Here is a 26891-nt window from a genome sequence, read left to right as displayed (position 1 = left end):
CCACATCCTTGCCATGCCGATGTCGAAGGCATTCAATCGCTCAGGGCGGTTCAGGGTGATGAAGCCGACACCGGCATCCTCATGAAACAGCACCGACGGGGCTTCCTCGCTCATGTGTTCTCCCTTGAACTCGTGGCTTCCTCCCAACATTAGTGCCCTTGTCAGGTCTTCGCTACGCCCGCAGAAACGTCGGCGGCCCGGCGCCGTGAAGCGCCGGGCCGCCCGTCTGCAGCGAGGGGTCAGCGGAACAGCACGCGGCTGTTGAATACCTCCTGCATCACCACCTTGTACCCAGCGGATGTGCGCATCACGACTTCCGTGGTGAGGTACGAGCGGCAACCGTTGCGCCCCGTGGCTGCGGTGTCGCACTCGGTGCGCCACTGCCGGCCGGATGAGGTGAAAGAACCCGACCGTCCGAGCGGGTTGCCCGCCCACTGGGTCCTGGTCATCAACGGAAGGTACGTCAGGTTGTTGAACGTCCAACCGGTCGTCGTCACGAATCGGCCCTGCTGCCGCGTGGTCGTCGTCGCGACGATGTCGGTTCGGCAACGGACGGTCTGTGAGTACGGCTCACATGAGGTGAACCAGCGGCGACCGTTCACGAGGTGCAATCCGGGCGTTGTGTACAGGTCCACCTGGCTCGGGGCCGAAGGGGTGGGTGTTCCGGAGGGCCGTGGTGTGGGAGTGAGGGTCGGCTGCACCGTGGGCGTGGCGCTCGGGGACGCACTGACCGTCGGCGTAGGACTTGGGGTTGGCGTGGGTGTTGGTGTTGGCGTGGGTGTTGGTGTTGGGGTTGGCGTGGGTGTTGGTGTTGGCGTGGGTGTTGGTGTTGGTGTTGGCGTGGGTGTTGGTGTTGGCGTGGGTGTTGGTGTTGGTGTTGGTGTTGGCGTGGGTGTTGGTTGGCTTGCCGAGCCGACCGCCGTCGAATCCAGGACGAAGCGTGCCTCACCCCGGCGGTTGTTTCCTGACCCGAATACGCCCGCATCGAGCCTGGCGTCTGTCGAGCGCAGGGGTGCCGACCCGACCGGGGTCCAGTCTTCGCCCTCGGCCGACCGCCAGTAGGCCGTGACCGTCTCGAGGGCGGTGCGCTCCAACTTCAGTTGAACGGGCCCGGCGGCAACCGCCACGGGCGTCGACTCCGAATCAATGTAGCCGTTGCCGTTGTCGTCCCACTGAACGAAAGCCCCCTTCGGGCTGACCGCGACGAGCGCGTATCCGGGGGTGCGTGCCGAGACGTCATTGCGGACCACGAGGCCGACCCGCGGGTCGCTGTTGCCTCCCGAGTCGACGGAGGTGACGGTGGTCACGATCGAATCGCCGACCCCCAACACGTCCGGTCGAGCGATGACGCCCAGCTCATCGGTTGAGGTCCAGGCGCCGCCGCCGTTGTCGACGATCTCGAAATGACCGCCAGGCCCCTGACAGAACCTCGTGCCGGATGGGCCGGCAGTGCGCCAAGGCGCGGTCACCGCCGAGCAACCGGTGCCGAACAGCACCACCCAGGTGTCCTTGCTGACCGGACGACCATCCAGTTGGTTGGTGGCGGTCACGTAGGCGTACGGTGCATCAGCCGAGGGTTGGACCACCGACACCACGGACCCACCCGCAGCCACCGCCGTCACCTCAGAGGTGGCCGGATCGTGTGCGGCGTCGCGGTAGGTGGGCACGCCTGGCTCGAAGTCGGCGATGGCGTCGCCGTCGACCGAGATTGCACTCACGCCGTCACCGGAACCGGGAGCCCAGCCGAAGATCTCGACCTCGGTGATCGACTGCCAGGTGTTGCGGGCGGTGGTCAACCCGAGGCGCACCGCTGAGGTCGGGGGTACATCGGCCAGGTCGATGGTGACGGTGGGGGCCGGACCGCCCGCATCCTGCGGCACGGCGGTCGATGGCCCCTGTCGCCACGTGCCCTCGGGCGTCAGGTATTCGACCTTGATGGTGTCGGGCCATGTCACCGTAGAACCGTCCTGGTAGGTGTGGACGACCAGCTGATCGACGCTGCGGAGCCCATTCCAGGTATAGGTGAGGGTGCTGTTGCGGGGGTAGCCGCCGCCGGTCCAGTCGTCCCAGCCCTTGGCGAGGCTGCCGTCAATGGTGGTGGCGGCGAGATCCTGGCGGCTGGAGGCCGTGACGGAGGCCACCCTGGCGATGTTGTGGAGGCCGCTGCCCACCACGTCGATCGTGCGGGTGAACTCGCGCCCCGCGGTGAACCCGGAACCGGCGGCCAGGGTGCCACGCAATATGGCGGTGCCACCAGCGGTCAGGGCTGAAGCGTCCCATGAGACGGCAACTTCGCTCGTCCGACCGTCGAGGGTGACCTCGACGGTGTCAGGCAGGACGGCGTCGAAGTCGTCGTCCGTGCGCACGGAATCGGGCAGGCGGGCATCCGTCACCTTCCAGATCCCCGGGCCGGAGCCGTGATCATCCCAGTAGCTCTCATCCCATCCCGAGCCCCAGCGGGTTGGGTCCTCCGCGGCTGGGTTGCGCATCATGAGCGCCCCGTTCTCCCCGATGGTGATCGGGAGCCACACGTAGTTGGAGTTTGCCTCGCCGGCGTTCCAGCGGTCACCCATGTAGATGAACTTGCCGTTGGCCGCGTCGAGGGCCAACACGTTGGTCGACTGTGAGCCGAAGGTGGTCTTGCGTGAGTCGCCGACCGCGAGTCGACCGTCGCCGCCCTCGGGGATCGACTGGTAGTTGACCGTCTCGTAGGTCTCGTCAGGATCGACGCCGCGGATCCAGGAACCCGTCAGCGAATCCGCCGAATAGTAGGTCTGCTGGTTCGGAGCCCAGCCCGTCGCACCTGAGGTGACGACGTAGTACCGGTCGTCGAACTTGAATGCGGCCGGTGCCTCCAGGTGCCCGCACTCCCTGACGATCTGGAAGTCTTCACCCCTCACGGGTGAGCCTGCTGCGCCGTCGGCGAACAGCACCGGGTAGTTGCCGTCCTCGGAGTACTGGAAGCCGATCGCGTCGGTCGTCGTCGTGTGCTCGACATTCGTGTAGTGCTCATCGAGCCTTGTCACGTACAGCGAGTAGTTCTCTTCGGACGAGTAGAGGATCCAGGCGGTGCCGTCGTCGTCCTTGAACACCGTCATGTCGCGGGCCTGGCCGGGGACGGCCGAACTGGTGCACGCCTGGTAGTTGGCGCGGTTCGGCATCCGGAACGCGCCCGTCAGCGTGAATGGGCCCGTGGGCGAATCCGAGACGGCCACCGCCGCGAGCGAGCGGGCGTAGCTCGAGCCGCCGAGGGTGATCTGGCCGTCCGAGTGCCACCACATCACCCACGTGTCGTCCGCTGCGTTGTACAACACCTTTGGCCGTTCGAAGATGGCGGCAAGTTGGCCGGAGCCGTCTGGTGCCGTCGAAGAGACGTTCAGGTGGTAGAACACCTCATCGACGCGGTCGGCACGCGGCTGGCCCGCATCGTCGACGGTGTCGTAGAGAGAGTCGAAGTAGGGGTCGAGCAGCTGGTCCTTCGTGGTGACGGAGCGGAGGGCGACGCCTTCGTTCTTCCAGTTGAGCGTGTCGCTGCTGCTGTATACGGATACGCCCGGGCTGTTCCAGTACCCGTTGGAACGGTCCTCCCCGTACCAGTAGTAGACCGTCTCGCCTGCGGCGTCGCGCCCTTCGATGATCTCATCGGCGTCGACCCCGAGTTGCCCGGCCTCGACGAGTTGGCCGCCGTGGGCCTGGATGTGGCGTCCATCGGTGTCGTACCACAGCGGTTGGAAGTAGCCGGAGGCGCCGGATCCGGGATCCTGGATCGCCTGGTAGTTGGTGTATGTGACGGGTTCCGGGACGGTTGGGACGTCGGCCGATGCGGGGGAGACCCCGATCATCAATGCAACAGCCAGTGTCCCTACCGTTGCCTGCAGGTGTTTTCGTGCCAAGGCGATGCTCCTTTGCTGCGCTCGGGCTGGGGGCCGGGCACGACTCTAGCCGAAAAATGGTTACGTAACCATAGTTGAGCGCATCAGTCGGGTGCCGAGGTCGAGGCGCGAACCACCAGTCGGGTGGGGACGACGGTCAGGCCAGGGGTGACGACACCGCTGTCGATCTGACGCAGGACCGTCTCGACGCACAGCGCCCCGACCCGGTCGAAGTCCTGGTGCACCGTCGTCAGGGGGACAGGAAAGTTCGGCGCGAGTTCGATGTCATCGAAACCGATCACTGAAATGTCCTCGGGCACGCGGACGCCGCGTTCGCCGAACGCCCGCAGCAGGCCGAGCGCCATCTCGTCGTTGGCCACGAACACCGCGGTCGCCGAGCCGAGGTCGGCTAGCCGGTGGCCTGCCTGATAGCCGGATTCGGCCGACCAGTCGCCCTGGATCAGGTCCGGGGCGTAGAGGCCTCGCTCCTCGATGCGCTCGCGCCAAGCTGCTGCCCTTGCGCGGCTTGAGAAGGAGCGGGCCGGTCCCGAAACGTGGTGGATGCCCCGGTGCCCCAGCGCTAACAGATGATCGACCGCCTGTCGAGCACCGGCTGCCTGGTCGCTGTCTACGACGGGAAATGCCGTTGCTGCATGGGAGTCGACGATCACTAGCCGGTCGAGCGGAAGGGTGTCGAGGTTCAGTTCGGCCGACGCGTCCATCTCGACCAGGAGAACGGCCGCGTCCACCGCGCTCTCGGAGAGCCGGTCGAACGCCCCCCGTAGCGACTCGTTCGTCAGGGCTCCGAGGGTTCGCACCGTCACCGAGTAGTCGCTCGCTGCGGCCGCCTCGACCACGCCCCGCAGTGTGCGCAGGTTGCCGGTGCTCGACAAGTCGCTCAGCACGACGGCGATCGAACGGAAGGAGCCGCGCTTGAGCGCCCGTGCGGCGGAGTTCGGCCGGTACTTCAGTTCCCGCATGGCGCGCAGTACGCGCTCACGGGTGGGGCCCTTGACTCCGGGTGCCCCGTTGGAGACGCGAGAGACGGTCTGTGCCGAGACGCCTGCATGGCGTGCGACGTCGGCCATCGAGATGGGAGTAGTGGTGCTCATGACTCTCCTTCGGTGAGAGGGAGAAGTCTAGTTGCCCCCTGGTTGCGCAAACATCAACCTGCTATGGTGACGTAAACATCACCCGATCCGGGGGATTTCTCACTGCCGAGAGGAAGTCGATGAAGACACCCATTGCCAAGGCTGCAGCGATACTCGCGTGCGGCGCGTTGGCGGCCTCGTTGATCCCGACCGCACAGTCGGTCGCCGCTGCTGACTCAGCCGACCCCGACGTCACCGTCGTCGTCGACCCGACGTATCAGAACCCCGATTTTGAGGGTTGGGGGACGTCGCTGATCTGGTTCGCAAACGCCACGGGAGACTATCCCGACGAGATCCGAGAAGAGCTCTACGACCTGATCTTCGGACAGGACGGGTTGCGTCTCAACATTGCCCGCTACAACGTCGGCGGCGGCAACGCGCCCGACGTGCCTGCCTACCTCCGCGCAGGCGGTGCTGTCGAGGGCTGGTGGAAGGCCCCCGAGGGGACGACGCGCACCGACAAGGACTGGTGGGACCCGGACAACGAGGAGCACTGGAACGATGACGCCGACGCCACCCAGAGGTGGTGGGTCGAGCGCATCAAGGACGACATCAGTCATTGGGAGGCGTTCTCCAACTCCCCGCCGTGGTTCCAGACCGTTTCGGGGTTCACATCGGGTGGGTTCAGCTCGACCACGGACCAGATCCGTTCGGACAAGGTCGATGACTTCGCCGCCTATATGGTCGGCGCCGTCGAGCGCCTTGAGGAGGCACACGGCATCGAGGTAGACACCATCGATCCGTTGAACGAGCCCAACACCAACTACTGGAGCACCCAGTTAGGCGCGGACGGCAACCCGACCGGTGGCCGCCAGGAAGGTGCGCACGCCGGCCCGACCCTGCAGAGCCAAGTTATCCAGGCACTCGCGCAGGAGTTGTCCGCCTCTTCCTCGGATGCGGTGGTCTCCGCGATGGACGAGACCAACCCCGGCACGTTCGCCACCAACTGGCTCGCCTACACCGATGAGACGCGTGCGGCGGTCGATCAGATGAACGTCCACACCTACGGCACCAGCGGGCGCACCACCGTGCGCGACCTTGCCAAGATCGCAGACAAGACGCTGTGGATGAGCGAGGTCGGCGGCAACTGGGGAAGCAGCCAGGACTTTGTGTCGATGGCCCCTGGCCTCGGCCAGGCGCAGCACATCGTCGACGACCTCCGCCTCCTCGAATCCGATGCCTGGGTGTTCTGGCAGGTCGTCGAGGACTACGACAACATGGCCCCAGGCGGCGAATCCGCCCTCGGCATGAACTGGGGCGAGATCCAGCTGCCCTTCGACTGCACGGCGAACGACACGCTGGAGACCTGCCCGATCTACACGAACTCGAAGTTCAACACGGTGCGCAACTTCACCCACTACATCGAGCCGGGCTCGACGATGATCAAGACCGACAACTCCAACACCACCGCCTCGATCAACCCTGACGGCGTCGGCGCGAGCATCGTGCACGTCAACGCGGGGGAGTCCCAGCGGGTCGTCCGGCTCGACCTGGCCGGATTCGGCTCGCACGACGGCGCGACCGTCACCCCGATCGTCACGACGGAGGGCTCGCCACTGGTCACCGGAACACCCGTTGCGGTCGTTGACGGTGTGGCCGACCTGACCGTGCCTGCCCGCTCTGTCGTCACCTTCGAGGTCACGGCTGTCTCCGACATCGATGCGACCACGGCGCTCGGTCAGGCCGACCACGTCTACCGCATCCTCGGCAGCCAGTCGGGCCGGTCCCTCAGCGACGACCGCACCATCCGTGACAGCGCCGACTCACGCGACCAGTTGTGGCGCATCGAGCGCATCGGCGACGACTACACCAACGAGGCCAGGTTCAAGATCACCTCCCTCGACGGCGAACCCCTGACCGGGGACCATGGTGGCGACGAATGGACGATCTCGACGCCCGGGGACGGCACCTACAGCCTCGTCAACGTCGCAGAGGCGGCGCTTCTCGAGGTGGGCGGCCAGGCGACCGCCAACGGTTCGGCAGTGACGATGTACCGGCCCAACTCGGGCGCGAACCAGGTCTGGAAGATCCAGGACCTGACGGTCGACTCGGTCGCCCCTGTCTCGGTGACCACCCTTGTCGGGCAACTCCCGCCCCTGCCGGAGACGGTGAGCGCGACCTCGGTCGACGGCACCACGCGGGAAATCGCCGTCGCCTGGGACGCCGTGGAGCAGGCAGCGGTCTCGGAGCCCGGCCAGTTCACGGTCGCCGGGACCATCCAGGCGCTGCCGGGCGTCACCACCGCGGTGACCGCTTCGGTCCACGTCATCGAGGGCGCCTGCGTCGTCGATGCCCGCGTTGCTGCGGCGCCGGGCATGATCGGGGACCTACCGGCCACCGTGCTGGTGCGCGGCGACGACCCTGCCGCTGGAACGACCGCGGTTCCCGTCGCCTGGGAGAGCATCGACGATGCCCTGCTGGCACAGGTCGGTTCGTTCGAGGTCGCAGGCGTCGCAACTCTGCCCGATGGCAAGACCACCCCGGTGAAGCTGGTGGTCGAGGTCCAGCCGACGGTCCCAGTCGCGAAGTCGGCCAAACCCACCCTGACGGCCACCTTTACCGAACCGGGCTACGGCACTGCCGGGCTGACCAACGGTGTGTTAACGGACAAGGCCTGGTCGAACTGGAAGTCTTCGAACAAGAATGCGACCGACACGTTGACGGCCACCTTCGCGGAGGCCGGGCAACTCAGCCAGGCCGTGTGGTACTTCTACGCGGACGGGTCGACCGAGTCCTGGCCCGTCTCGATCCAGACCGAGGTCAACCAGCAGGGCACGTGGACTGCGTTGGGAGATCCCGTGACGGTCGTCGGTCAGGCCGGTACCGGGCCGGTGGTGACCCTCGAGCTCGGGGTGGAGGCCAGCCAGGTGCGGTTCGTGTTCAAGGCCAAGGACAACACCCACATGATCGCCAGCGAGGTGGTCTTCACCGAACCGGGCATCAACCCGGTGCTGCCCGAGCGCGAAATCGGCTGCACGAACATCGTCCGACCGACCCCGACGCCGTCGGTCACCCCGACGGTTACGCCGACGCCGTCGGTCACTCCGACGGTTACGCCGACGCCGTCGGTCACTCCGACGGTTACGCCGACGCCGTCGGTCACCCCAACGGTTACGCCGACGCCGTCGGTCACCCCAACGGTTACGCCGACGCCGTCGGTCACTCCGACGGTTACGCCGACGCCGACCGTCACCCCAACGGTTACGCCGACGCCGACTGCCACGTCGACCCCAGAGCCTCCCGTCGACATCTACACCACGCCCGGGTTCCATATTTCGGGCGGGCGGACCTGGTACACCTCCTGCGAGGCCTACTCGCAGACTGAGCGGTGCCGGACGGAGATCTGGGCCAGCCAGATCAAGCGGGTGGGTGGCACCTTCGTCCACTCGAAGGGGTGGGTGTTCAACAACCTCACCTACCTCCCGCTGATGACCAGGGCCCAGTGGGCCGCCAACCCGCTCGGACACGACGGTTCCTGGACCGCCGCCGACTCGCGCAGGTGGCGCACGGTGTGCGACACGGCCCAGACGGGTCGCAACGGGTGCCGCAGCTACGTCGAGGCCACCGTCGTCTCCGGTGTCCGTGACTCCGCGGGCAAGTGGCACTACAGCACAGCAAACGAGTTCGTGTTCAACAACATCGTCCGCTTCCGCTGATCCGCGGACGGACAACTGACAGGTGAGCCACAGGGCCGGCAGTCTCCTGCCGGCCCTGCTGGCTCCCCGGAACCGGAAGCGGCACAATGGACGCTGGCAACCAGGCCGATCAACCAAGTACCAGGAGATACCGATGAGTGGAGTCATCACCGTCCGCCGAAACGACGATGCGGAACAGGTGGAGTTGACTGCCACGACCACCGGTCTCGACGTCTTCGGCGACAATCGCGCCGTCGTCGCGATGCGTGTCAACGGCGAGTCAAGGGACCTGCAGCGCGAACTCGTCGACGGCGACTTCGTCGAGCCGATCCTGATCGACTCCGACGAAGGCATCGGCATCGTGCGCCACTCCGCGGCGCACGTCACCGCACAGGCACTCCAGAACCTGTTCGTCGACGCGAAACTGGGCATCGGCCCACCCATCACCGACGGGTTCTACTACGACTTCCAGACCGGCGCCCTGACCCCCGAAGATCTGAAGGCCATCGAGAAGCGGATGGGCCAGATCGTCAAGGAGCGCCAGCGGTTCGTCAGGCGGGTGGTCACCGACGACGAGGCCCGCGTCGAGTTGGCCGACGAGCCGTTCAAGCTTGAGCTGATCGCCGACAAGGGTAGCGCCTCCGCCGACGACGGCTCCTCCGTCGAGGTCGGTGCGGGCGACCTGACCATCTACGACAACGTCCGCAGGGACGGCAGCGTGGCCTGGAAGGACCTCTGCCGCGGCCCCCACGTGCCCAACACCGGCTACCTGGGCAACGGCTGGGCGCTGACCCGCACCTCCGCCGCGTACTGGCGCGGCGACCAGTCGAAGGCCGACCTGCAGCGCGTCTACGGCACCGCCTGGCCCACCAAGGAGGAGCTGCAGGCGTACCGGACTCGGCTTGAGGAGGCGGCCAAGCGCGACCACCGCAAGCTCGGCACCGAACTCGACCTGTTCAGTTTCAACGAGCTCGTCGGCTCCGGCCTTCCCCTGATCCACCCCAAGGGAGGCGTGCTCAAGCGGGAGATGGAGGACTACGTCCGCACCCGCCACATCGAGGAGGGGTTCGACTATGTCGGCACCCCACACATCGCCAAGGAGGAGTTGTTCTATACCTCCGGGCACCTGCCCTACTACGCCGACGGCATGTTCCCACCCCTCCTGGAAGACGCCGTGCGTGACGAACAGGGCAACGTCGTCAAGGGCGGGCAGGCATACCGGCTAAAGGCCATGAACTGCCCGATGCACAACCTCATCTTCTCCTCGCGCGGCCGCTCCTACCGTGAGCTGCCGCTGCGGTTCTTCGAGTTCGGCACGGTCTACCGTGATGAGAAGTCCGGAGTGGTGCAGGGGCTGACCCGGGTGCGTTCCATCACGCAGGACGACTCGCACAGCTATGTAATGAAGGAGCAGGCCCCGGATGAGGTCCGCCACCTGCTGCGCTTCATCCTCTCGCTGCTCAACGATTTCGGGCTCACCGATGTCGCGCTGGAGGTCTCCACCCGCGACGAGGATGGAAAGAAGAGGGACAAGTTCATCGGTTCCGACCAGCAATGGGAGGAAGGCACCGCCATCCTGCAGCAGATCGCCGACGAGTCCGGCCTGACCGTCGTGCCGGACCCGGGAGGTGCCGCCTACTACGGCCCCAAGATCTCAATCCAGGCCAAGGACGCCATCGGCCGGGTCTGGCAGATGTCGACCATCCAGTACGACTTTAACCAGCCGGAGCGGTTCGGCCTCGAATACACCGCGCCTGACGGCAGCCGTCAGCAGCCCGTCATGATCCATTCGGCCAAGTTCGGCTCGATCGAACGGTTCATGGGGGTCCTGATCGAGCACTATGCCGGTGCCTTCCCGGCCTGGTTGGCTCCGGTGCAGGTGACGGCGGTGCCCGTGGCAGCAGAGTTCGACGGCTACCTGCAGGGCATCGTCGACCAGTTGCGGGCGCGGGGGATCAGGGTCGAGTTCGACGAGTCGGACGACCGGTTCGCCAAGAAGATCCGTAACGCCTCGAAGCACAAGGCCCCGTTCGTGCTGATCGCCGGCGGCGACGACCGCGATGCCGGTTCGGTGTCGTTCAGGTTCCGCGACGGTTCGCAGCGAAACGGCGTCCCGGCGGCGCAGGCCGTCGAGGACATCGTCGCGTTCGTCGCATCTCGATCGAACGAATCGCCGAGCGCCGATGCCTGAGATCGAGTTCAGCGACACGCTCCCTGGGGTGCCAGACGCGTTCCAACGGCTCTGGACGCCGCACCGGATGGTCTACATCAACGGCGAAGGTAAACCGAAGGGACATGACGACTGCCCGTTCTGTTCTGCGCCCGGACGCACCGATGAGGACGGCCTGATCGTCGCCAGAGGTGAGCACGCCTATGTCGTGATGAACCTGTTTCCCTACTCGCCCGGGCACCTCCTGGTCTGCCCCTACCGACACGTTGCCGACTATCCCGACCTCACGGTCGATGAGACCCGTGAAGTGGCCGAGCTGACGCAGCGCGCGATGCAGGTCGTCAGGCGGGTGTCGCGGCCGACCGGCTTCAACCTGGGCATGAACCAGGGGGCCGTGGCGGGGGCTGGCATCTCGATGCACCTCCACCAGCACATCGTGCCGCGGTGGACCGGCGACATGAACTTCATGCCGGTGATCGGGCAGACCCGCCCGGTGCCGCAACTGCTCGGTGAAGGGCGCGAGCTGTTGGCTGAGGCGTGGCACGACTGACGCTCAGCGCTCTCGCCTGGGCCGTGGGAGGGCGGATCCCCAGACGTCTGGGCGACGCGCTGGCCCGCGGCCTCGCACCCGGCCTCGCGCTGCTCCCCCTTGCGCCGGTGCGCGCATGGGAACACACGGCGACCCTGGCGACCGGACGCCAGATGACGAGGCGCGATCGAACCCGGCTGGTCGAGGCCTGGCTGCGCAACACCTTCTGGTCGTTCAGCCTCGCGGGCTGGAGCGATGAGGAGATCCTCCAGACCGTCGACGTCGCCGCGACCGACATCGCGAAGTTGCGCGACTCACTGGCAGGGCCTGGCCTGGTGCTGGCCCTGCCGCACATGGGATCCTGGGACTTCGCGGGGGCCTGGTGTGCCCGGATCGGCATCAAGGTCGTCTCGGTCGCCGAACGACTCCCGGACGGCCTGTACGAGCGGTTCCGGGCGGCCAGGGACGGCATGGGGATGGAGATCCATCCCGTTGACGGACCCGACCTGATGCGCAGCCTCGCGGACGCCGTCAGGGCCGGGAAAATTGTCTGCCTCCTGAGCGACCGGGACCTCTCCAGCCGCGGCCTCGCCGTCCAGTGGCCCGGTGCCGGGACGGTGAAGGTGCCAGCCGGGCCGGCGCTGCTGGCCAGGCGCACCGGCGCGGACCTCCGGGTCGCCACCACCCGGTTCGAAGGGGGACGCCTGAGCATCAGCGTCACCGACGCCATCGCGCCAGGCGACCCGACGTCGATGATGCAGGAGGCGGTGGGCCACTTCGCGGAGGCGGTCGCCGCGTCGCCGTCGAATTGGTTGATGCTCAGAAAGCTGTTCCTTTGAGGATCGCGCTGGTGGTGCCGTACAGCCTGGACGTTCCTGGGGGAGTGGCTACCCACGTGCTCGGGCTTGCCCGATGGTTGCAGGGCAGGGGGCATGAGCCGTGGGTGTTTGCACCGGGGGTCGGACGGGTCGATGCCGCGGTTCCGGTGACGCTGCTCGGTGCGGCCGTCGCGTTGCCGTTCAACGGCTCCGTCGCCCGGTTGGCGCTGCGGCCGTCCCAATCCAGGGCGTTGCTAGCGGGGTTGACCGGGTTCGATGTCGCGCACGTCCATGAGCCGTTGACGCCGGGTGTGGGCTTCGCGGCCGCGTCACGCTGCCCGGTACCCCTGGTCGTGACTCATCACGCCGCGTTCACCCCGCGCACGCCGGTCACCCAACTGCTGCGACGACGCGCGCTGCGTCTGCCGAACCGGGTCAGCCTCGCGGTGTCGCCGTCCGCGGCCGCTCTGGTCAACACCATCGGGGCCGGGGAGCCGCGCATCGTCCCGAACGCGATCGAGTTGCCGACGCCACCCGAGGCCCGGACGGGTCGCCCGAGGGTGGTGTTCGTGGGTCGACTCACCGAACGGCGCAAGGGCTACGAGGCGTTCGTGGAGGCGGCCGGCCTGGTCCCTGAGGCCGACTTCATCGCCGTGGGCCCCGGCGGATCGGGTGCTCCCAAGGTCACCGAACTGGGGCGGCTGACCGACGAGGCGCTGGGAGAGGTGCTGGCAGGGGCTGCGGTGTTGGTCGCACCGAACCTGTTCGGCGAGTCTTTCGGCATGGTGCTGGTGGAGGCACTCGCCCGCGGCGTCGCCGTGGTCGCCAGCGACCTTCCCGCGTTCCGTGCGGTGGCATCCGATGCCGACGTGGTCGGTTTCTTCCCCGTAGGCGACGTTTCGGCGGCCGTCGCCCGGATCCGGGAAAGGCTCGCGCAACCGTGCGACCCGTTCGCAGCGTGGCGCCTCGCGCGACGTTTCTCCTGGGATGTGGTCGGCCCGCACATCGAGGACGCATACCAGCGCGCGACCCTGCCGGTTCCCGACGGGGGTCCGGCTGACACAAAGCCCCGTTAGGCTGTAGGGGTGCAATCCAAGCTGGTCCCCGTCCAGGAGTACGACACCGACAAGGTCCTGACCATCCCGAACGTCGTCTCGTTCGTCAGGCTCCTCTCGGTGCCGGTGTTCTCTGCGCTCATCATCCTCGGGCATGACGTGGCGGCGGTCGTTCTGCTGGCCGCGTTCGGAGCCACCGACTGGGTCGACGGTTTTCTCGCCAGGCGCCTGAAGCAGCGCACCGAGCTGGGAGCCAGACTCGATCCGATCGCAGACCGGCTCTACATCCTCGCCACGGTGGTCGCGCTGCTGGTGCGCGGGATCGTGCCGATCTGGTTCGTGGTCGTTCTCCTCGCCCGTGATGTGATGCTTGCCCTGCTCCTGCCGATTCTCCGGAAACATGACATGGTGGCCCTGCCCGTCAACTGGATCGGCAAGACAGGAACGTTCCTGATCCTGCTGTCGCTGCCCCTGATCCTGCTGGGCGCGCCCTCATCCCTCGACTGGCCGTGGGCGCACTGGCTGGGGTGGATCCTGGGTGTCGTCGGTGCGGTGGCCTACTGGGTCGCCGGGCTGCTCTACGTTCGTGAGGCTGTGAGGTTGGTGCGTGGCGAGACGTCCTGACGCAAGCATGACGCTCCTGACCGACCTGCAGGAGGGGGCGTTGGAGCCCGAGTACCGTTCGACCAAGCACCCGAGGTCGAACAGGTGGGTGCACGTCGTCACGATCGCACTGGCTACGTTGCTGATCACGGTTGCGGCGGTCCAGACCACCAGGGGAGCGGGTACCGCAGCCGAACAACGCGCCGAGCTGCTCGAACGGATCACGGTTGCCCGTGAACGTCAGGATGAGCTAGGCGACACCGTCACGGCCTTGGACGAGGAAGTGCGCGACCTCCAGCAGGCTGCCCTCGGTGACCCCGACGAACGCGCCCGCCTGCAGGAACTCGAATTGTCCATAGGTGCGACGGCCGTGGTCGGCCCCGGCATCGTGGTGGTCGTGGGTGACGCCCCTGAGGCGGAAGGGACCAAGGGGGTGATCCTCGACGGGGACATCGTGCGCCTGGTGAACGGGCTGTGGCAGGCAGGGGCAGAGGCCATCAGCATCAATGGTCGACGACTGACCACGCTCACGCCGATCCGTTCGGCCGGGGCGGCGATCACGGTCGACTATGTGTCGCTGTCTCCGCCCTACCGGCTGGAGGTGATCGGGGATGCGAGTAATCTGCAAGCAAGATTCAATGAGACGGCAGGGGCCGTGTGGTGGCAGTTCCTGAGCCAGAACTACGGGATAACCATGGCCGTGACGTCGTCGGATAGTGACCTGCTCCTCGCAGCCGACGCGGGCATGACGCTCCGTCATGCGGAGCAGGGATAGGAGGAGACGTGTTCGCAATCCTGGGTCTTGTGCTGGGGGTGATTCTCGGTCTTGTCCTCCAGCCGACGTTGCCTCCCGTTCTGGCTCCGTATCTACCGATCGCGATCGTCGCGGCCTTCGATGCGATTCTCGGCGCCACCCGTGCCTACCTGGAAGGGACGTTCTCTGACCGTGTCTTCCTCGTGTCATTCTCGTCCAACGTCGTGATTGCCGGGTTGATCGTCTTCGTCGGCGACCAGATCGGAGTCGGGTCCCAGCTGTCGACCGGTGTCGTGGTCGTCCTCGGCATCCGCATCTTCACGAACGCCGCAGCGATCCGCAGGGCACTGCTGCATGCCTGATCAGACGCCGCTGACGCCGCCGGAACCGGAGTCCTCGAACCCTGGGCGAGCCAGGCGCGCCGCGGCCCCCCGCCGCAACCTCCTCAAGGACTTTTTCCGGCCCAACCGGGGCCAGTTCTCGATCGGGATCGCATTGCTCCTGACCGCGCTGCTCGTCGTCACGACGATCCGCTCACAAAACGCGCAACCGGAGTTCTCGAACGTCAGGCAGGCCGACCTCATCCAACTTCTCGACAACGTGACCGCGGAAACGAGGCGGCTTGAGGACCAGGTCGGCGAACTCGAACAGGCACGCACCGAACTGGTCAGCGGCGCCGACCGGGACCAGGCGGCCCGAGAGGAGGCCCAACGCCGCCTGGTGCAGGCCGAGATCCTCGCGGGCACTGTCCCAGCGGTGGGGCCCGGCGTACGAATCGAGATCCTTGACCCCGAGGGCCGGGTCACCGCTGAGCTGCTGCTCGACGCGATAGAAGAACTGCGGGATGCGGGGGCGGAGGTGATCGAGCTCAACGATTCCGTGCGGCTCGTGATGAGGTCCCACTTCCTGATGGATGAACAGGGCAACGTGACGGCAGACGGCACCGTCCTGAATGCGCCTTACATCATCGACGCCATCGGTGACCCGGCCACACTGGAGGCCGGGGCCCGGTTCCGTGGGGGGCTGGTCAGCGAGGTCGAGGGCGACCGGGTCGAGGGCTCGGTCACGATCACACAGCTCACGCAGGTGGACATTTCCACGGTTGTCACGCCGCCTACCAACCAGTTCGCCCGCCCGCGTTAACACCTATCACGGCGGGCGCTAAGCTCTTTCGGGTAGCGTTGTCCGAAAGTGGACCCGAACGTCCCAGCCGATGCCGACGAGGAAGTGCAGATATGAAGTGCCCGAAGTGTGGATCTGAGAGCCCTGTCGAGGCGCGGTTCTGCAGCGTGTGCGGTTCACCCCTCGCGGATTCCACCGGCGACACCACCACACTCCTGCCGATCACAACCGACGACCGGTCCTCGGTGAACCTGTCCGAACAGGAGCTGGCGGCAGTCAAGGAGTTGGCCCCTGGCAACGCGCTGCTGATCGTCAACCGTGGCACGGGCAACTACAACCGTTTCCTGATCGACGCAGACATCACCAACGTCGGTCGGCATCCGGAATCCGACATCTTCCTTGACGACATCACCGTCAGCCGTCATCACGCGAAGTTCGTGCGCAGCGGGGGCAAGTTGTATCTGGAGGACCTCGGCAGCCTCAACGGGACGTATGTGAACCGGGCGCTGCTCGACGGTCGCACCGTCCTGCGTGAGGGGGACGAGATCCAGATCGGCAAGTACCGCGCCACCATCTCGCTGAGTGAGCACGGAACGCACTGATGCCTGGCGCGGCACGAACCATCGGCCGCGTACTGGAGATGATCCGACCGGAGTTCCCAGACATCTCCGTATCGAAGCTGCGATACCTCGAGGCCGAGGGTCTGATAGCGCCGGATCGACAGCAGCCGTCCGGATACCGACGCTTCAGTCAGGAGGATGTCGACCGGCTCCTTTATGTCCTGCGCGCGCAACGGGACCGCTACCTGCCATTGAAGGTCATCCGTGAGGAATTGGAGGCCCTCGACCGAGGGGAACCGCCGCCGAGTCTGGAGGCGCCCGAGGAGGAACCGGCGCCCGAGCCAAGGGCGACCACCAGAAGTAACGGGCAGGCTCTCCTGACCCGCCGACAGGTGCTTGAGGAGTCCGGGCTCGGTGAAGCGTCGCTGATCCAACTCGAGCGGATGCGGGTCATCCAGCCCCGCCGCGGTTCCCAGCTCTACGGCAGGGAGGCGGTGGCGCTCGCGGCGTCTGCGAAGAAGTTGGTGGGCTATGGCATGGATCTTCGTCAGATGCGCGTCCTGCATCAGGCGGCCACCATGGAGGCGGCACTCGTGGAACAGGCGCTTGAGCAGTACCGCCGTCGCTCCGGCCCTCCACCCGAGGTCGTCTTCGACCTGTACAAGATCGTCATGCAGGCCCACGCTGCGCTTCTGCACGGCCAGATCAACTGACCAACGTCGATGGGGAGGTGAGCTACGGTGGTGTCCATGATCGGACTCGTTGTCATCGGTATCCGGTTGCTGACGCCTGAGGACCCGCCGGTGCTTCTGCTGAAGGAGGAGGACGGGACGCGCTCCCTTCCCATCTGGATCGGAAACCAGGAGGCGGCCGCGATCGCCTCGGCACTCGAGGACGAAGTACCCGCCCGACCCATGACGCACGACCTGCTGGCCGCCGTCCTGACGATGGTCGAACCAGGTGTCGGGCTGGTGGTGATCTCCGCGATGGAGGAGGGCGTCTACCAGGCGGAGCTCCATGCCGGAGGCAGCATCATCGACGCCCGGCCGAGCGACTGCGTGGCGATCGCCCTTCGGCTGGGTTGGCCCATTCAATGCCCGAGGGAGCTGATGGATCAAGTTGGGGTTGAGGTTGAGGAAGCGTCGACCGATGAGGTTGAGGCTTTTAGGGCATTTCTGGACAGTGTGAGCGCAGATGACTTTGAGGACGATAACCCGTCGTCAGAGGAGGATTGACCCATCGGCTGGCGGGTGGCGCCGCAGTAGCAGGGGAGACAGAATTCGGGGATACCTTGGGTGTGTCGTTGACCACAACGCGGGCCGCGGGTTAGTTTCGGGGGGTGCCGGTCGCCCAACCGGGCTACGAGACGAAGTGAGGCAGAGTGTCAGAAAAGCCAGCGCTGCAAGAGGTGCTCTTTGACGGCGACTTTGCGCCTGTCCCGAGCGATACTGGGTTCCGCGGCCCGATCGCACACCGTGTCGCTGGCATCACGTACCGCCAGCTCGACTACTGGGCACGCACCGGGCTCGTCGTCCCATCCATCCGCAACGCTGAAGGCTCGGGCACCCAACGGCTGTATTCGTTCCGAGACATCCTCTTGTTGCGTGTGGTCAAGCGATTCCTCGACGTCGGTATCTCGCTGCAGCAGATCCGCGTCGCCATTGAGCACCTGAACCACAGGGGCTCGCAGGACCTCACCGAACTGACCCTCGTGAGTGACGGCTTCAGCGTCTACGAGGTCACGTCGGCCAACGAACTGTTCGACCTGACCCGCGGGGGCCAGGGGATGTTCATGATCTCGGTCAGCAGCGTCTGGCGGGAACTCGAAGGGACGCTCGCCGCCTTGCCAGGAGAACGCACAGCCGGCCCGGACGGTGCCACCACCGAGGCAGAGGACGAACTGGCGGCCCGTCGCCGGGCCCGCGCGGTCTAGGGGTCTGCCAAGCGGGCGACCGCACCCAGCCACGACCGCGGGCCGATGTGTGAGCACCTGATCCCTGCGGCACGGCCGGCGAATCGGATCCGGTCCACGAGTGCAAACCCCGCGACCAGTGCATGGGCGTAGGCGCCATGGAAGACGTCGCCGGCCCCCAGGGTGTCGACGACCTCGACCGGCGCCATGTCCACCACCCCGCAGTCATCGCCGCGTCGCCACCTCACCGGGTCCGCACCGGCCGTTGTGACCACGACGGGGACGCCCATCGCCGATAGGAGTCGGGCGGTCTGATCGGGGTCGTTGGCGCCGGGGACGCGGAAGTCGGCCGAGGCGACGACATCGTCGGCGCATCCGATGAGTTCCTGCATCACGGGTTTCCATCGTCCGGCGTCGATCACGACCGGGATATCCGCCCGGTGTGCCAGCCGACCTGCAGGGGTGGTCAGCTGCGGGTGGTGACCGTCGAGCAGAACCACGTCGACGTCGACCAGTTGCGGGCGCACGACCTCGTCGGGCACCGGATCGAGCCGCGTTCCCGCGGCGTCGCCACCGACCACCGCGCGTTCCCCGGTGGCCTCGTCGACCATGACTGACGAAACCGGCGGCGCGTAGGACAGAGACGGTGCGACGTCGATCACCCGTACGCCCGCCCGCTCCACCTCGTCCCTGATCACCTTCGCAACGGGCGAAGGGCCAAGGGCGGTGAGTAACACCGCCTCCCCGCCCAGCGCCGCGAAAGTGACGGCAGCGTTGGTCGCAGGACCACCGGCCGCCAGGTCCTGCCGATGCGCGGTGATCTTCTCGTTCGGGTGAGGTAGCCGCTCAATGCGGTACACGATGTCCAGCGTCGCAAGCCCGACGAACAGGCCTTTGGGGGTCACGTCAGGCACCTCATCTGCTCACTTCCATCCGTGCTGGTTCGAACGAGTCTGCCACGCGTCTACCTTCGTCGTCAGGGATTGCCTGAACGCCCCCCTTGTCGGCAACCTGGCCCGCGCGGATGCCGACTGAGCACTCCCGGGTGGGTAAGGTCTTGCGCGTGAAGGAATGGATTGAACGTCAGATGAACCGGTCGGCGGTCGCGCACGCGATATCCGCCAATACCCGCTACTTCTCGCGGTTGGGCCCACAGTTCGCGGCCGGGATCACCTACTTCTCGGTGCTGTCTATGGTTCCGATCCTGATGTTCACGTTTGCGGCGCTCGGCATGACCATGACGGTGCTCAGGCCGGACCTCATGGATGACGTGCTGAGCCTCATCGAGCAGGTGCTCGCCGACCAGCAGCTGTCCGCCACCGTCGGCACCGTCATCACGGAGGCCTTCAGCCAATGGGCATCGGTCGGCGGCTTCGCGCTCGTCGCCGCCGTCTATTCCGGCTCGAAGTGGGCTGGCAACCTCAAGCGCGCCGTACGGGTGATGTGGACCCAGGAGTTCGAGGACGCCGCCCGGCGTAAGAACTTCTTCGTCGAACTGGGTGTGAATCTGGGCATCTTCCTCGGCCTTCTGATCAGCATCGGATTCGGGGTGGGGCTGGCCACGATCTCAGGGAGCTTCTCGGTGAACGTGCTGGAGTGGCTCGGCTGGTCTCACATTCCGGGCATCGGGACATTGCTAACGGTGCTCACGATCGTGTTCACCTTCGTCGCCTGCTGGATCCTGATGGCGTTCCTCTTCGTCGTGCTGCCCAACGAGTCGGCCCGGCCGCGGCCCTGGCTAGTCGGCACCGTCATCGGCGCGGTGGCGCTGACAGTGCTGATCCAGATCGCCGGGCGTCTGATGGGAGTGTTCGACATGAACAGCGCGGTCACGATCTTCGGCCCGGTCATCGTGGTGATGCTGATGTTCAATGTGATCGCAAGCACCATCTTGATGTCTGCCGCCTGGGTTGGGTCCTCGGATGACTGGCGCGAGGAGCGCGCCAAGCGGATCGCTGATCAGGAAGCCAGGAAACAGGGGATGGCTGGAGGTGAGGTGGCTGCAGGCGCGAGCGCTGGTGCGTCCGACGGGCCTTCCGAACCAGAAGGGGTAGCTGATGATGGCCGATGGGCGGCGAGGAAGCCCCTCGATGAGTTGAGGGGCCTGAACCAGAGCCTCCCGCCCATCGACGGCGACAGTTACGTCCGCACCGCCGTGGCCGCGCGCGGTATGAGGGTCAACCTCCGCCTCGGCTACAGCGTCGGCGCCGCCACCGGCCTCGGGCTCGGCGCCCTGATCGTCTCCGCCGCCCGCAGACTTTCCCGTCGCCCTCGTTGACGCCGTGAAACGGAAGCGCCGGTCACCCCGCGGGGTGACCGGCGCCGTCGAGTCGAATCAGTGCGCCTCGGCGTGTGCCGGGAGATCCTGCCCGATGCTCGCCAGCAGTTCCTTGTACCAGCTCTGGTCGATATCGAACGGCTTGCCGCCCTTGATCCGGTCGAACGCGATGGCGCTGAGGACGTCGCCGTTCTCCTCATCCTGTCCGATGACGCCGGGCTCACCCCGCAGCGCGCAGTCGACAGCGAGATCGGTGCACTGCTTGATGAGAGCCAGGTCGGCGTCGTTGGCCGCCGCCGAGCGGGAGAAGTAGCCAGACTTCTGGATCATGACCTTTTCTGCGCCCAACTTCTCGGCGAACTTGGAGCCGAACCAGGCACCGGGGTTCACCTGGTCGAGCCGGACGTGGCCGAACGGGTCACGCGGAACCTCCTCACCGGAGGCCTCCATCTCGGCGACGATGGCGTCAAGCCCAGCCCCCTCGGACAGGAAGATGGTGACGTTGCCGACCTCATCCATGATCTTGTTGAGTCGCTCGGATTCAGCCGCGATGTCGATGACACCCTCCGGCACGTAGATACCGTGGATGTCCCAGGCTTCCTTCGAGAGGCCGATCTCAGGCAACCACTGCTGGTCGGCCACCCACTGGTGGTAATTCTGGGCGGTCGCGGCGGTGAGCCAGCCACAGTGGCGGCCCATGACCTCGTGCACGATGAGCATGCGGGAGCCGGAGTTGTGCTCGGCCACGATGTTCCTGGCGAAGATCGAGCCCTGCTCTGCCGCCGTCCACGCGCCAAGCGACTGGCGGATCGGGATTACGTCGTTGTCGATGGTTTTCGGCAACCCGACCACTGTCAGGCCGTAGTCGTGCTCGGCGAGGTAGGCGGCCAGGTCGGCCGCGGTGGTGTTGGTGTCGTCGCCGCCGATGGTGTGGAGCACGTCCACACCGTCCTCGACGAGGCGGTCAGCGGCGACCTTCAGCGGGTTGTCGCCCTCGGCGACCAGACCACGCTTGACGAGATCCTTGGCGTTGGTGAGCTTGACGCGCGAGTTTCCGATGGGGGAGCCGCCGAACTTGTCGAGGAGGCCGGCGTTGGCCCGGACGGTGTCGTCGACGACGAGGAAGTCGCCCTTCAACAGGCCCTGGTACCCGTGGCGGTAGGCAATGATCTCCACCTCCGGGGCAATCTGGGTGTAGCGCTCGATGAGCCCACTGATCGCCGCGGAAAGGCAGGGAGCGAAGCCACCGGCCGTAAGGATGGCTACCTTCTTGACCATGAGTGTCCTTTCATGAGTTCTGCGACGCTGCTGCGTCAGATCCCCAGCCTATTGCACCGGGACCCGGCGGAGGAGGCTGGGGCCTTGCCATCCAGGCTGGGCCGGTCCTTCGGCGAAAGTTGTCCACAACGTGCCCGGAATCGGTCTGAGGTGAGCCACCCGGTTGCAAAGATGGACCACATGCGCAACGAACGGGGCATGAGCGGGTCGGTGCAGGTGAGCCTCCTGCTCCCCGTCGCGCTGGGCATCTTCCTGCTGTTGCTGCAATGGTCGTTGGTCGCCTGGGCCGACGCGACGGCGCTGGCCGCGGCCCAACAGGGCGCCGCAAGCGCCGCAGCCCTCGGAGGCGACCGGCTCGAAGGCCAAGCCGAAGCGGCGGCCGTGGCAGGCAACGGCGCGCTCAGTGGGGTGACGGTGCGCGTGGAACGCGGGTCACGTCAGACGAGGGCAACTGTGTCGGGGCGGGCGGTCTCACTGATCTGGCCACGCGAGGTCAGCCAAACGGTCGTGGTGACCACGGAACGGCTGACGAACTCATGACACGACGCGATGAGCGCGGGTTGGCAGCCTCGGTCGAGGCCGCCGTCGTGCTGCCTGCGCTGGTGCTGTTCGTCGGGTTGCTCCTCACCTTCGCGAGGATCGCGCTGGCCGATCAGAGCGTTGGCTCGGCCGCCGCGGCTGGCGCCAGGGCGGCGTCCCTGGAACGCACGCCCGGGGCCGGGCAGGACGCGGCTGCGTCTGCGGTGGCGGCCGCCCTGGCACAACACGGGCTGCGCTGCGCCCACACGGACGTCACCGTCGATACTGCGGGGCTGTCGCGTCCGCTGGGCCAGTTGGCGAGCGTGCGGGTCTCGGTGACCTGCCAGGTCAGTCTCGCGGACGTGTCGTTGCCGCTGATCCCCGGGCAGGTCACGGTGGAGGCTGCGCGGACCTCGCCGATCGATCCGCTGCGGGGTCGGTAGCCGGTCAAGCTGCTGCTCAGCCCGGGGAGGTGGACGCGATATCGCTCACCGTCCCGTGAACCGGGGGTAGCCTTTGGGCATGGCGCAGTATTTCGATGTCCACCCCGTCAACCCTCAGCCCCGTGCCCTCAGCCAGGTGGTACGGATCCTGGAAACCGGCGGGCTGATCGCCTATCCGACGGACCTGGGCTTCGCCTTCGGCTGTCTTCTCGGCAACGGGGAGGGGCTGGCGCGCATCCGCAAGATCCGACAGCTCAGCGACAAGCACCACTTCACGCTCGTGGTGGACGAGTTCGCGAAGCTTGGGCAGTTCGTCGAGATGGACAACTGGGTCTTCCGGGCGGTCAAGGCCGCGACGCCCGGCCCCTACACCTTCATCCTGAAGGCCACCCGTGAGGTGCCGAAGGTGATGCTGCACCCCAAGAAGCGCACGGTGGGCGTGCGGATCCCGGACCACCGCACGACGCTGGCGCTCCTGGAGGCGGTCGGGGCGCCGCTGATGTCTTCGACCCTTCTCCTCCCGGGAGTCGACGATCCGCTGACCGATGGTTGGGCGATCAAGGAGGAACTGGACCAGCAGATCGATGCGGTCTTGGATTCCGGCGACGCCGGCACCCAACTGACGACCGTCGTCGATCTCACCGGCGACGAGCCGGTCATCGAGCGCGTCGGTGCGGGGGATCCGTCGCCATTCGAGTGACGATGCCGACTTGAACCGCACACCGCCCCGGGATTCGAAAGCCGAATCCCGGGGCGGTGTGGAACTTCAAGGTGAACTCAGCGGTCCTTGAACATCACCATGTTGTTGAAGACCCACTTGTTCTCCTGCGAGAACGTGTAGCCGCCGCCGGGCCAGGCCTTGGCGGCGTACACCGTCGTCCATGCGAATGAACGGCAACCACCGCGACCTGTCAGAGCGGTGTCGCATTCGGTGTACCACCGGCGACCGTCGGCTGCCGTCCACGCCGTCGTCTTGCCCAGGTTGTTGTTCGCCCACTGGGCCCTGGTCATATACGGCAGGTAGGTCAGGTTGTTGAAGGCCCAACCCTGTGTGCGGACGAAGGAGCCGCCCGCATTGCGGGTGACGGTGGTGGCCCAGATGTCCGTGCGGCAGCGGAACGTCTGCGAGTAGGGCTCGCAGGTGGTGTTCCATTCGCGTCCGTTGAACGTGTGGTGGCCGGGGACGGTGTAGGGGATCGACGGTGCCCAGGCGGGAGTGGTCGGTGTGGGCGTTTCGGTCGGGCTCGGTGTGGGGGTCGCGGTGGGTGTGGGGGTTGCGGTGGGTGTGGGGGTTGCGGTGGGTGTGGGGGTTGCGGTGGGTGTGGGCGTCGCGGTCGGGCTCGGGGTGGGGGTTGGCGTGGGCGTGTCGGCTTCAATGCTCAACGGCACGTCGACTGTCGATTCGACTCCGTCGATGGTCACCTTCAGGGTCGCGTCGTGGTCGCCCCGGGGGAGGGCCACCGCCGGCTCGAATCTGAACAGACCAGATGCTTGGCGGCCGTCGAAGCTGTTCGACTGACCGACGCTGTAGTCGCGGTCGACGCTCACGTCCACCGAATAGGATTCGCCGTCGATCAGCAGCTGCGCCGAGACATTGGCGAGTGTGGTCGTGGGCGACGAAAGCAGCGCGATCTGGCCCACCTCATCTGGTTCGGAGGGGTCGGTCTGCAGCGCCACCAGATCGTTGCGCCACACCCCGTCGCCTGCGTAGAAGTTGCGTCCGGTCGCGGTCAGGTCGGTCACGACGCTTCCCAGGCGCTCGCGGAAATCGGCAAGGTTGCGTCGGGACTGGGGGGTCCAGCCGACCTCGGCGGTCGCCATCAGCCTCGGGTACATCATGAACTCGGCCGAGGAGAGGGAGCGGATGTGCTCGGACCAGAGGGCGGCCTCCACGCCGAGGACCCGGTCCTCGGTCGATCCGAGCATCGTGGTGGGGTTCCAGTTGTAGAACCGCTCGATGTTGCATGGCCCGCCACAGGCCCAGCTCGGCCCGGCGAGCCCGGCGCCCGGGATCTGGGGCAGGTAGGCGTTGGATGCCGGCGACATCAGCGCACGGCCGTTGTTGGCCTCGACCCAGCTGCGGGTGGCAGCCGTGCCACCGTTCCAGTAGTGGATCACCGAGCCTTCCGGGATCTCCTCTGATGCGTGCGCCGCGCCCTCGTTCCAGGCCATGACGGTCGCCCCTAGCCGGGTGACGTTGTCGGTGACCCGGTCGATGAAGTAGCGGTAGTCGGTGTTGCTGGTGCTGAACGACTCGTCGCCGCCGATGTGGAGGTACCGCACGCCGTTGAGGGTGGACGGGGTGGCCTCCAACAGCTGCGTCATCACCTGGTTGAGGATCGTGTAGGTGGCCTCGGAGCGGGTGTCGAGGGTCGACTCGCCGACGCTCGTGGTGGTGTTCGCGGGGGCGGTGTTCTGCCCGGGCAACGGCTGGGGGACTGAGTTGGCCGTGTTGGCCTCGGGGAGGGCGTGCAGGATGGCCTGCGCGTGGGCCGGGCCGTCGATCTCGGGGACGATGGCGATGTTGCGGTCACCGGCGTACTCGACGATCTGGGCGAAGTCTTCTGCGGTGTAGTAGCCGGTGCGCCCGGTGATGTCGGTCCACTGTGTGGGGGCAACCGCGGTCTGGCCCGAGACCGTCGCCAGGAGTGAGTAGTCGATCGTGTCGCCGTCTACGCGTCCCTCGTTGCTGATGGCGATCCGCCATCCCTGGTCGTCGGTCATGTGCATGTGCAGCACGTTGAGCTTGTAGGCGGCGAGTTGGTCGATGATCTCGAACACCTCGTCCTTCGGCACGAAGCTGCGTGCGGTGTCGAGCATGAACCCGCGCCATTCGTAGCGGGGGCCGTCGGTGATGTCCAGCGCTGGGACGGTCCAGTCCTGGATGACCGGCCGATCCGCACGGGACCAGGGGCCGAGCAGCTGGATGAGGGTCTGGGTGCCGTTGGCGAGGCCCGCCTCGGTCTGGGCGGTGATGGTGACGCCGTCGTCGTCGGATTCGAGGAGGTAACCCTCGCGCTCGACACCGGGGACGTCGGCCGTCTCGTCGATGACGAGCTCGATGCCTTCACCGGAGGTCGCCTGGGGGAGGGGCAGCCCGGTCGAGGTACGCAGCGTCTCGGCGAGCCGTGCGGCCGCTTGGCCACCGTCGGAGACGATCGCGGTGTCGTCGTCGAGTCGATAGCCGACGCCGTCGCCAGCAACCACGTTGACGGGCAGCGGCACCACGTCGACGTCAGCCTGCTCAACCGGTGCGGAGTCCAGCGTGCCGAGCACCTGCAGCTCCCAGATGGAGATCGGCCAGGTGCTGTTCCGCGAACTGGCCTGCAGCTTGACGTGCCGGATGCCTTCGGCGCCCAGCGGCGTCTCGACCCACGTGGCCTTGACGCCGACCTGCCCGGTGGCGAGGGTCGTCCAGGTCGTCCCGTCGACGGAGCCGAGGATCGAGTAGTTGGTCGCGTACTGGTTGCCCCAGCGAACGCGGATCCGGTCGAGTTCAGCGGTGGCGCCGAGGTCGACGGCGATCCAGGCATTGTCGACGCTGTTGGCCGACCAGCGCGAGGCCGCGGGGTCGTTGTGGACCGCAGGTGGGGTCGGGTCGGCCGGCCCGATGTCGCCGTCGACGGCACGCTCGGCGGAGAACGTGGCCTCCGATCCCGAGGCCGTCACGGGCCTGTTGAGGGCGAGGTTGGTGGGGTCGGCGCTTGCCTGGAGGGGGAGCGCCCCAACCAGGAGCGCGACCACCGAGGCCACAGCCAAGACTGTGCGGGCGAGCTTCATTGCACTTCCAATCGATAGACCTAAAGTCCCTGTCATGCTGGCACTCACCAGGGGAGGAGCGAAACCTGAAGCGGTCAGCTGTTCGACCGGGTTGAGCGTTTCCCGCTGGCAGGCGGTCGGTTGGCGAAGGGCGAGCGGCTCGCGGCCGACCCCCGAAAATCGACCAGTGGTCGATTCTGGTGTGTCTGGGGTCGAGTATCGACCACTGCCTGGGCGTCTCGGGCGAGTAGCGGGTCGTCAGCGCTTCCCGCAGACGGCCGCCAGCGGCGAAAATCGACCAGTGGTCACTTCTGATCTGTCTTGCACGGAATACCGGCCAACGCTCAGACGGCGACGCCGCGTCCGGGGCTCGCGCGACAAGGCATTGGCCGATCTTCGTGGTCAGACGGGGGAAAATCGACCCCTGGTCGAT

General features: G+C 66.6%; 22 protein-coding genes. 17 read left to right on the top strand and 5 right to left on the bottom strand.

All coding sequences use genetic code 11. The annotated features are described in order from the left end of the window. Positions 1-239: 239 nt before the first annotated feature. Complete coding sequence (locus tag BUC15_RS20515; RefSeq protein ID WP_217652261.1) at positions 240-3893, bottom strand: family 43 glycosylhydrolase; 3654 nt, start codon at positions 3891-3893, stop codon at positions 240-242. 83 nt (positions 3894-3976) lie between these two features. Beyond that, positions 3977-4984, bottom strand: coding sequence for a LacI family DNA-binding transcriptional regulator (locus tag BUC15_RS14230; protein WP_217652260.1), 1008 nt, complete (start codon positions 4982-4984; stop codon positions 3977-3979). A gap of 119 nt (positions 4985-5103) precedes the next feature. Here BUC15_RS14230 and BUC15_RS19135 point away from each other — a divergent pair, with 119 nt between their 5' ends. From BUC15_RS19135 to BUC15_RS14150, 13 genes are all read left to right on the top strand, one after another. Beyond that, the gene (locus BUC15_RS19135; protein ID WP_084189615.1) at positions 5104-8679 is read left to right on the top strand and encodes an Ig-like domain-containing protein; all 3576 of its coding nucleotides are present in this window, start codon (positions 5104-5106) and stop codon (positions 8677-8679) included. A gap of 133 nt (positions 8680-8812) precedes the next feature. Next, positions 8813-10849, top strand: a complete 2037-nt coding sequence (thrS, locus tag BUC15_RS14205) for a threonine--tRNA ligase (protein ID WP_084189614.1) — start codon at positions 8813-8815, stop codon at positions 10847-10849. Next, a complete protein-coding gene (locus tag BUC15_RS14200) occupies positions 10842-11378 on the top strand; it encodes an HIT family protein (protein ID WP_073189453.1) in 537 nt (178 codons plus the stop codon). Before thrS ends, BUC15_RS14200 begins: the two co-directional genes overlap by 8 nt. After that, positions 11366-12196 carry an LpxL/LpxP family acyltransferase gene (locus BUC15_RS14195; RefSeq protein WP_073189451.1) on the top strand — a complete coding sequence of 277 codons (831 nt, stop codon included), beginning with the start codon at positions 11366-11368 and terminating at the stop codon, positions 12194-12196. The genes BUC15_RS14200 and BUC15_RS14195 overlap by 13 nt, the downstream gene beginning before the upstream one ends. Continuing rightward, entirely contained in the window at positions 12193-13251 is a 1059-nt protein-coding gene (locus BUC15_RS14190; RefSeq protein ID WP_073189448.1) for a glycosyltransferase family 4 protein, read from the top strand. The genes BUC15_RS14195 and BUC15_RS14190 overlap by 4 nt, the downstream gene beginning before the upstream one ends. A 9-nt stretch (positions 13252-13260) precedes the next feature. After that, entirely contained in the window at positions 13261-13854 is a 594-nt protein-coding gene (locus BUC15_RS14185; RefSeq protein ID WP_084189612.1) for a CDP-alcohol phosphatidyltransferase family protein, read from the top strand. After that, positions 13838-14608 carry a DUF881 domain-containing protein gene (locus BUC15_RS14180; RefSeq protein WP_139280283.1) on the top strand — a complete coding sequence of 257 codons (771 nt, stop codon included), beginning with the start codon at positions 13838-13840 and terminating at the stop codon, positions 14606-14608. Before BUC15_RS14185 ends, BUC15_RS14180 begins: the two co-directional genes overlap by 17 nt. A gap of 8 nt (positions 14609-14616) precedes the next feature. Beyond that, positions 14617-14949, top strand: coding sequence for a small basic family protein (locus BUC15_RS14175; RefSeq protein ID WP_073189443.1), 333 nt, complete (start codon positions 14617-14619; stop codon positions 14947-14949). Further along, positions 14942-15730, top strand: coding sequence for a DUF881 domain-containing protein (locus BUC15_RS14170; RefSeq protein ID WP_084189611.1), 789 nt, complete (start codon positions 14942-14944; stop codon positions 15728-15730). The genes BUC15_RS14175 and BUC15_RS14170 overlap by 8 nt, the downstream gene beginning before the upstream one ends. A gap of 92 nt (positions 15731-15822) precedes the next feature. Beyond that, positions 15823-16311 (top strand): double zinc ribbon and FHA domain-containing protein, encoded by a 489-nt coding sequence (locus BUC15_RS14165; protein WP_073189441.1) that lies wholly within the window; start codon positions 15823-15825, stop codon positions 16309-16311. Then, positions 16311-16982, top strand: coding sequence for a transcriptional regulator FtsR (ftsR, locus tag BUC15_RS14160; RefSeq protein ID WP_073189438.1), 672 nt, complete (start codon positions 16311-16313; stop codon positions 16980-16982). Before BUC15_RS14165 ends, ftsR begins: the two co-directional genes overlap by 1 nt. Before the next feature lie 36 nt (positions 16983-17018). Then, positions 17019-17504, top strand: coding sequence for a bifunctional nuclease family protein (locus BUC15_RS14155; RefSeq protein WP_073189455.1), 486 nt, complete (start codon positions 17019-17021; stop codon positions 17502-17504). Between the two features lie 146 nt (positions 17505-17650). Next, on the top strand, positions 17651-18202 hold the full coding sequence (locus BUC15_RS14150) for a MerR family transcriptional regulator (RefSeq protein WP_073189436.1): 552 nt from the start codon (positions 17651-17653) through the stop codon (positions 18200-18202). On the opposite strand, the gene BUC15_RS14145 is transcribed toward BUC15_RS14150, so the two are convergent. After that, positions 18199-19086, bottom strand: a complete 888-nt coding sequence (locus BUC15_RS14145) for a PfkB family carbohydrate kinase (RefSeq protein ID WP_217652259.1) — start codon at positions 19084-19086, stop codon at positions 18199-18201. The two genes, BUC15_RS14150 and BUC15_RS14145, sit on opposite strands and share 4 nt — an antisense overlap. A 158-nt stretch (positions 19087-19244) precedes the next feature. On the opposite strand from BUC15_RS14145, the gene BUC15_RS14140 reads away from it, so the two are divergent. Beyond that, positions 19245-20459: a YihY/virulence factor BrkB family protein gene (locus BUC15_RS14140; protein WP_175558347.1), complete on the top strand. Its 1215-nt coding sequence runs from the start codon at positions 19245-19247 to the stop codon at positions 20457-20459. Between the two features lie 57 nt (positions 20460-20516). Here BUC15_RS14140 and BUC15_RS14135 read toward each other — a convergent pair whose 3' ends face one another. Continuing rightward, positions 20517-21737 carry a pyrophosphate--fructose-6-phosphate 1-phosphotransferase gene (locus BUC15_RS14135; RefSeq protein WP_073189430.1) on the bottom strand — a complete coding sequence of 407 codons (1221 nt, stop codon included), beginning with the start codon at positions 21735-21737 and terminating at the stop codon, positions 20517-20519. A gap of 180 nt (positions 21738-21917) precedes the next feature. Here BUC15_RS14135 and BUC15_RS14130 point away from each other — a divergent pair, with 180 nt between their 5' ends. The 3 genes from BUC15_RS14130 (at position 21918) to BUC15_RS14120 (ending at position 23399) form a co-directional block, all read left to right on the top strand. Continuing rightward, complete coding sequence (locus tag BUC15_RS14130; protein WP_139280282.1) at positions 21918-22277, top strand: hypothetical protein; 360 nt, start codon at positions 21918-21920, stop codon at positions 22275-22277. Beyond that, positions 22274-22699, top strand: a complete 426-nt coding sequence (locus BUC15_RS14125) for a TadE/TadG family type IV pilus assembly protein (RefSeq protein WP_073189426.1) — start codon at positions 22274-22276, stop codon at positions 22697-22699. Before BUC15_RS14130 ends, BUC15_RS14125 begins: the two co-directional genes overlap by 4 nt. 79 nt (positions 22700-22778) lie before the next feature. Beyond that, a complete protein-coding gene (locus tag BUC15_RS14120) occupies positions 22779-23399 on the top strand; it encodes an L-threonylcarbamoyladenylate synthase (protein ID WP_073189425.1) in 621 nt (206 codons plus the stop codon). A gap of 77 nt (positions 23400-23476) precedes the next feature. On the opposite strand, the gene BUC15_RS19130 is transcribed toward BUC15_RS14120, so the two are convergent. After that, a complete protein-coding gene (locus tag BUC15_RS19130; RefSeq protein ID WP_175558346.1) occupies positions 23477-26479 on the bottom strand; it encodes a family 20 glycosylhydrolase in 3003 nt (1000 codons plus the stop codon). Positions 26480-26891 lie beyond the last annotated feature (412 nt).

It is taken from the genome of Tessaracoccus bendigoensis DSM 12906 (assembly GCF_900141915.1).
GTDB classification, from domain to species: Bacteria; Actinomycetota; Actinomycetes; order Propionibacteriales; family Propionibacteriaceae; genus Arachnia; species Arachnia bendigoensis.
The sequence above is the reverse complement of the archived record's forward strand: the minus strand, read 5'-3'. Positions and strand labels throughout refer to the sequence as shown.

Excerpts from the sequence above, each read along its gene's own strand:
- ftsR (WP_073189438.1), top strand. The coding sequence starts at position 16,311 with ATGCCTGGCGCGGCACGAACCATCGGCCGCGTACTGGAGATGATCCGA.
- BUC15_RS14130 (WP_139280282.1), top strand. The coding sequence starts at position 21,918 with ATGCGCAACGAACGGGGCATGAGCGGGTCGGTGCAGGTGAGCCTCCTG.
- thrS (WP_084189614.1), top strand. The coding sequence starts at position 8,813 with ATGAGTGGAGTCATCACCGTCCGCCGAAACGACGATGCGGAACAGGTG.
- BUC15_RS14135 (WP_073189430.1), bottom strand. The coding sequence starts at position 21,737 with ATGGTCAAGAAGGTAGCCATCCTTACGGCCGGTGGCTTCGCTCCCTGC.
- BUC15_RS14165 (WP_073189441.1), top strand. The coding sequence starts at position 15,823 with ATGAAGTGCCCGAAGTGTGGATCTGAGAGCCCTGTCGAGGCGCGGTTC.
- BUC15_RS14120 (WP_073189425.1), top strand. The coding sequence starts at position 22,779 with ATGGCGCAGTATTTCGATGTCCACCCCGTCAACCCTCAGCCCCGTGCC.
- BUC15_RS14230 (WP_217652260.1), bottom strand. The coding sequence starts at position 4,984 with ATGAGCACCACTACTCCCATCTCGATGGCCGACGTCGCACGCCATGCA.
- BUC15_RS14200 (WP_073189453.1), top strand. The coding sequence starts at position 10,842 with ATGCCTGAGATCGAGTTCAGCGACACGCTCCCTGGGGTGCCAGACGCG.
- BUC15_RS19135 (WP_084189615.1), top strand. The coding sequence starts at position 5,104 with ATGAAGACACCCATTGCCAAGGCTGCAGCGATACTCGCGTGCGGCGCG.
- BUC15_RS14170 (WP_084189611.1), top strand. The coding sequence starts at position 14,942 with ATGCCTGATCAGACGCCGCTGACGCCGCCGGAACCGGAGTCCTCGAAC.
- BUC15_RS14125 (WP_073189426.1), top strand. The coding sequence starts at position 22,274 with ATGACACGACGCGATGAGCGCGGGTTGGCAGCCTCGGTCGAGGCCGCC.
- BUC15_RS14155 (WP_073189455.1), top strand. The coding sequence starts at position 17,019 with ATGATCGGACTCGTTGTCATCGGTATCCGGTTGCTGACGCCTGAGGAC.
- BUC15_RS19130 (WP_175558346.1), bottom strand. The coding sequence starts at position 26,479 with ATGAAGCTCGCCCGCACAGTCTTGGCTGTGGCCTCGGTGGTCGCGCTC.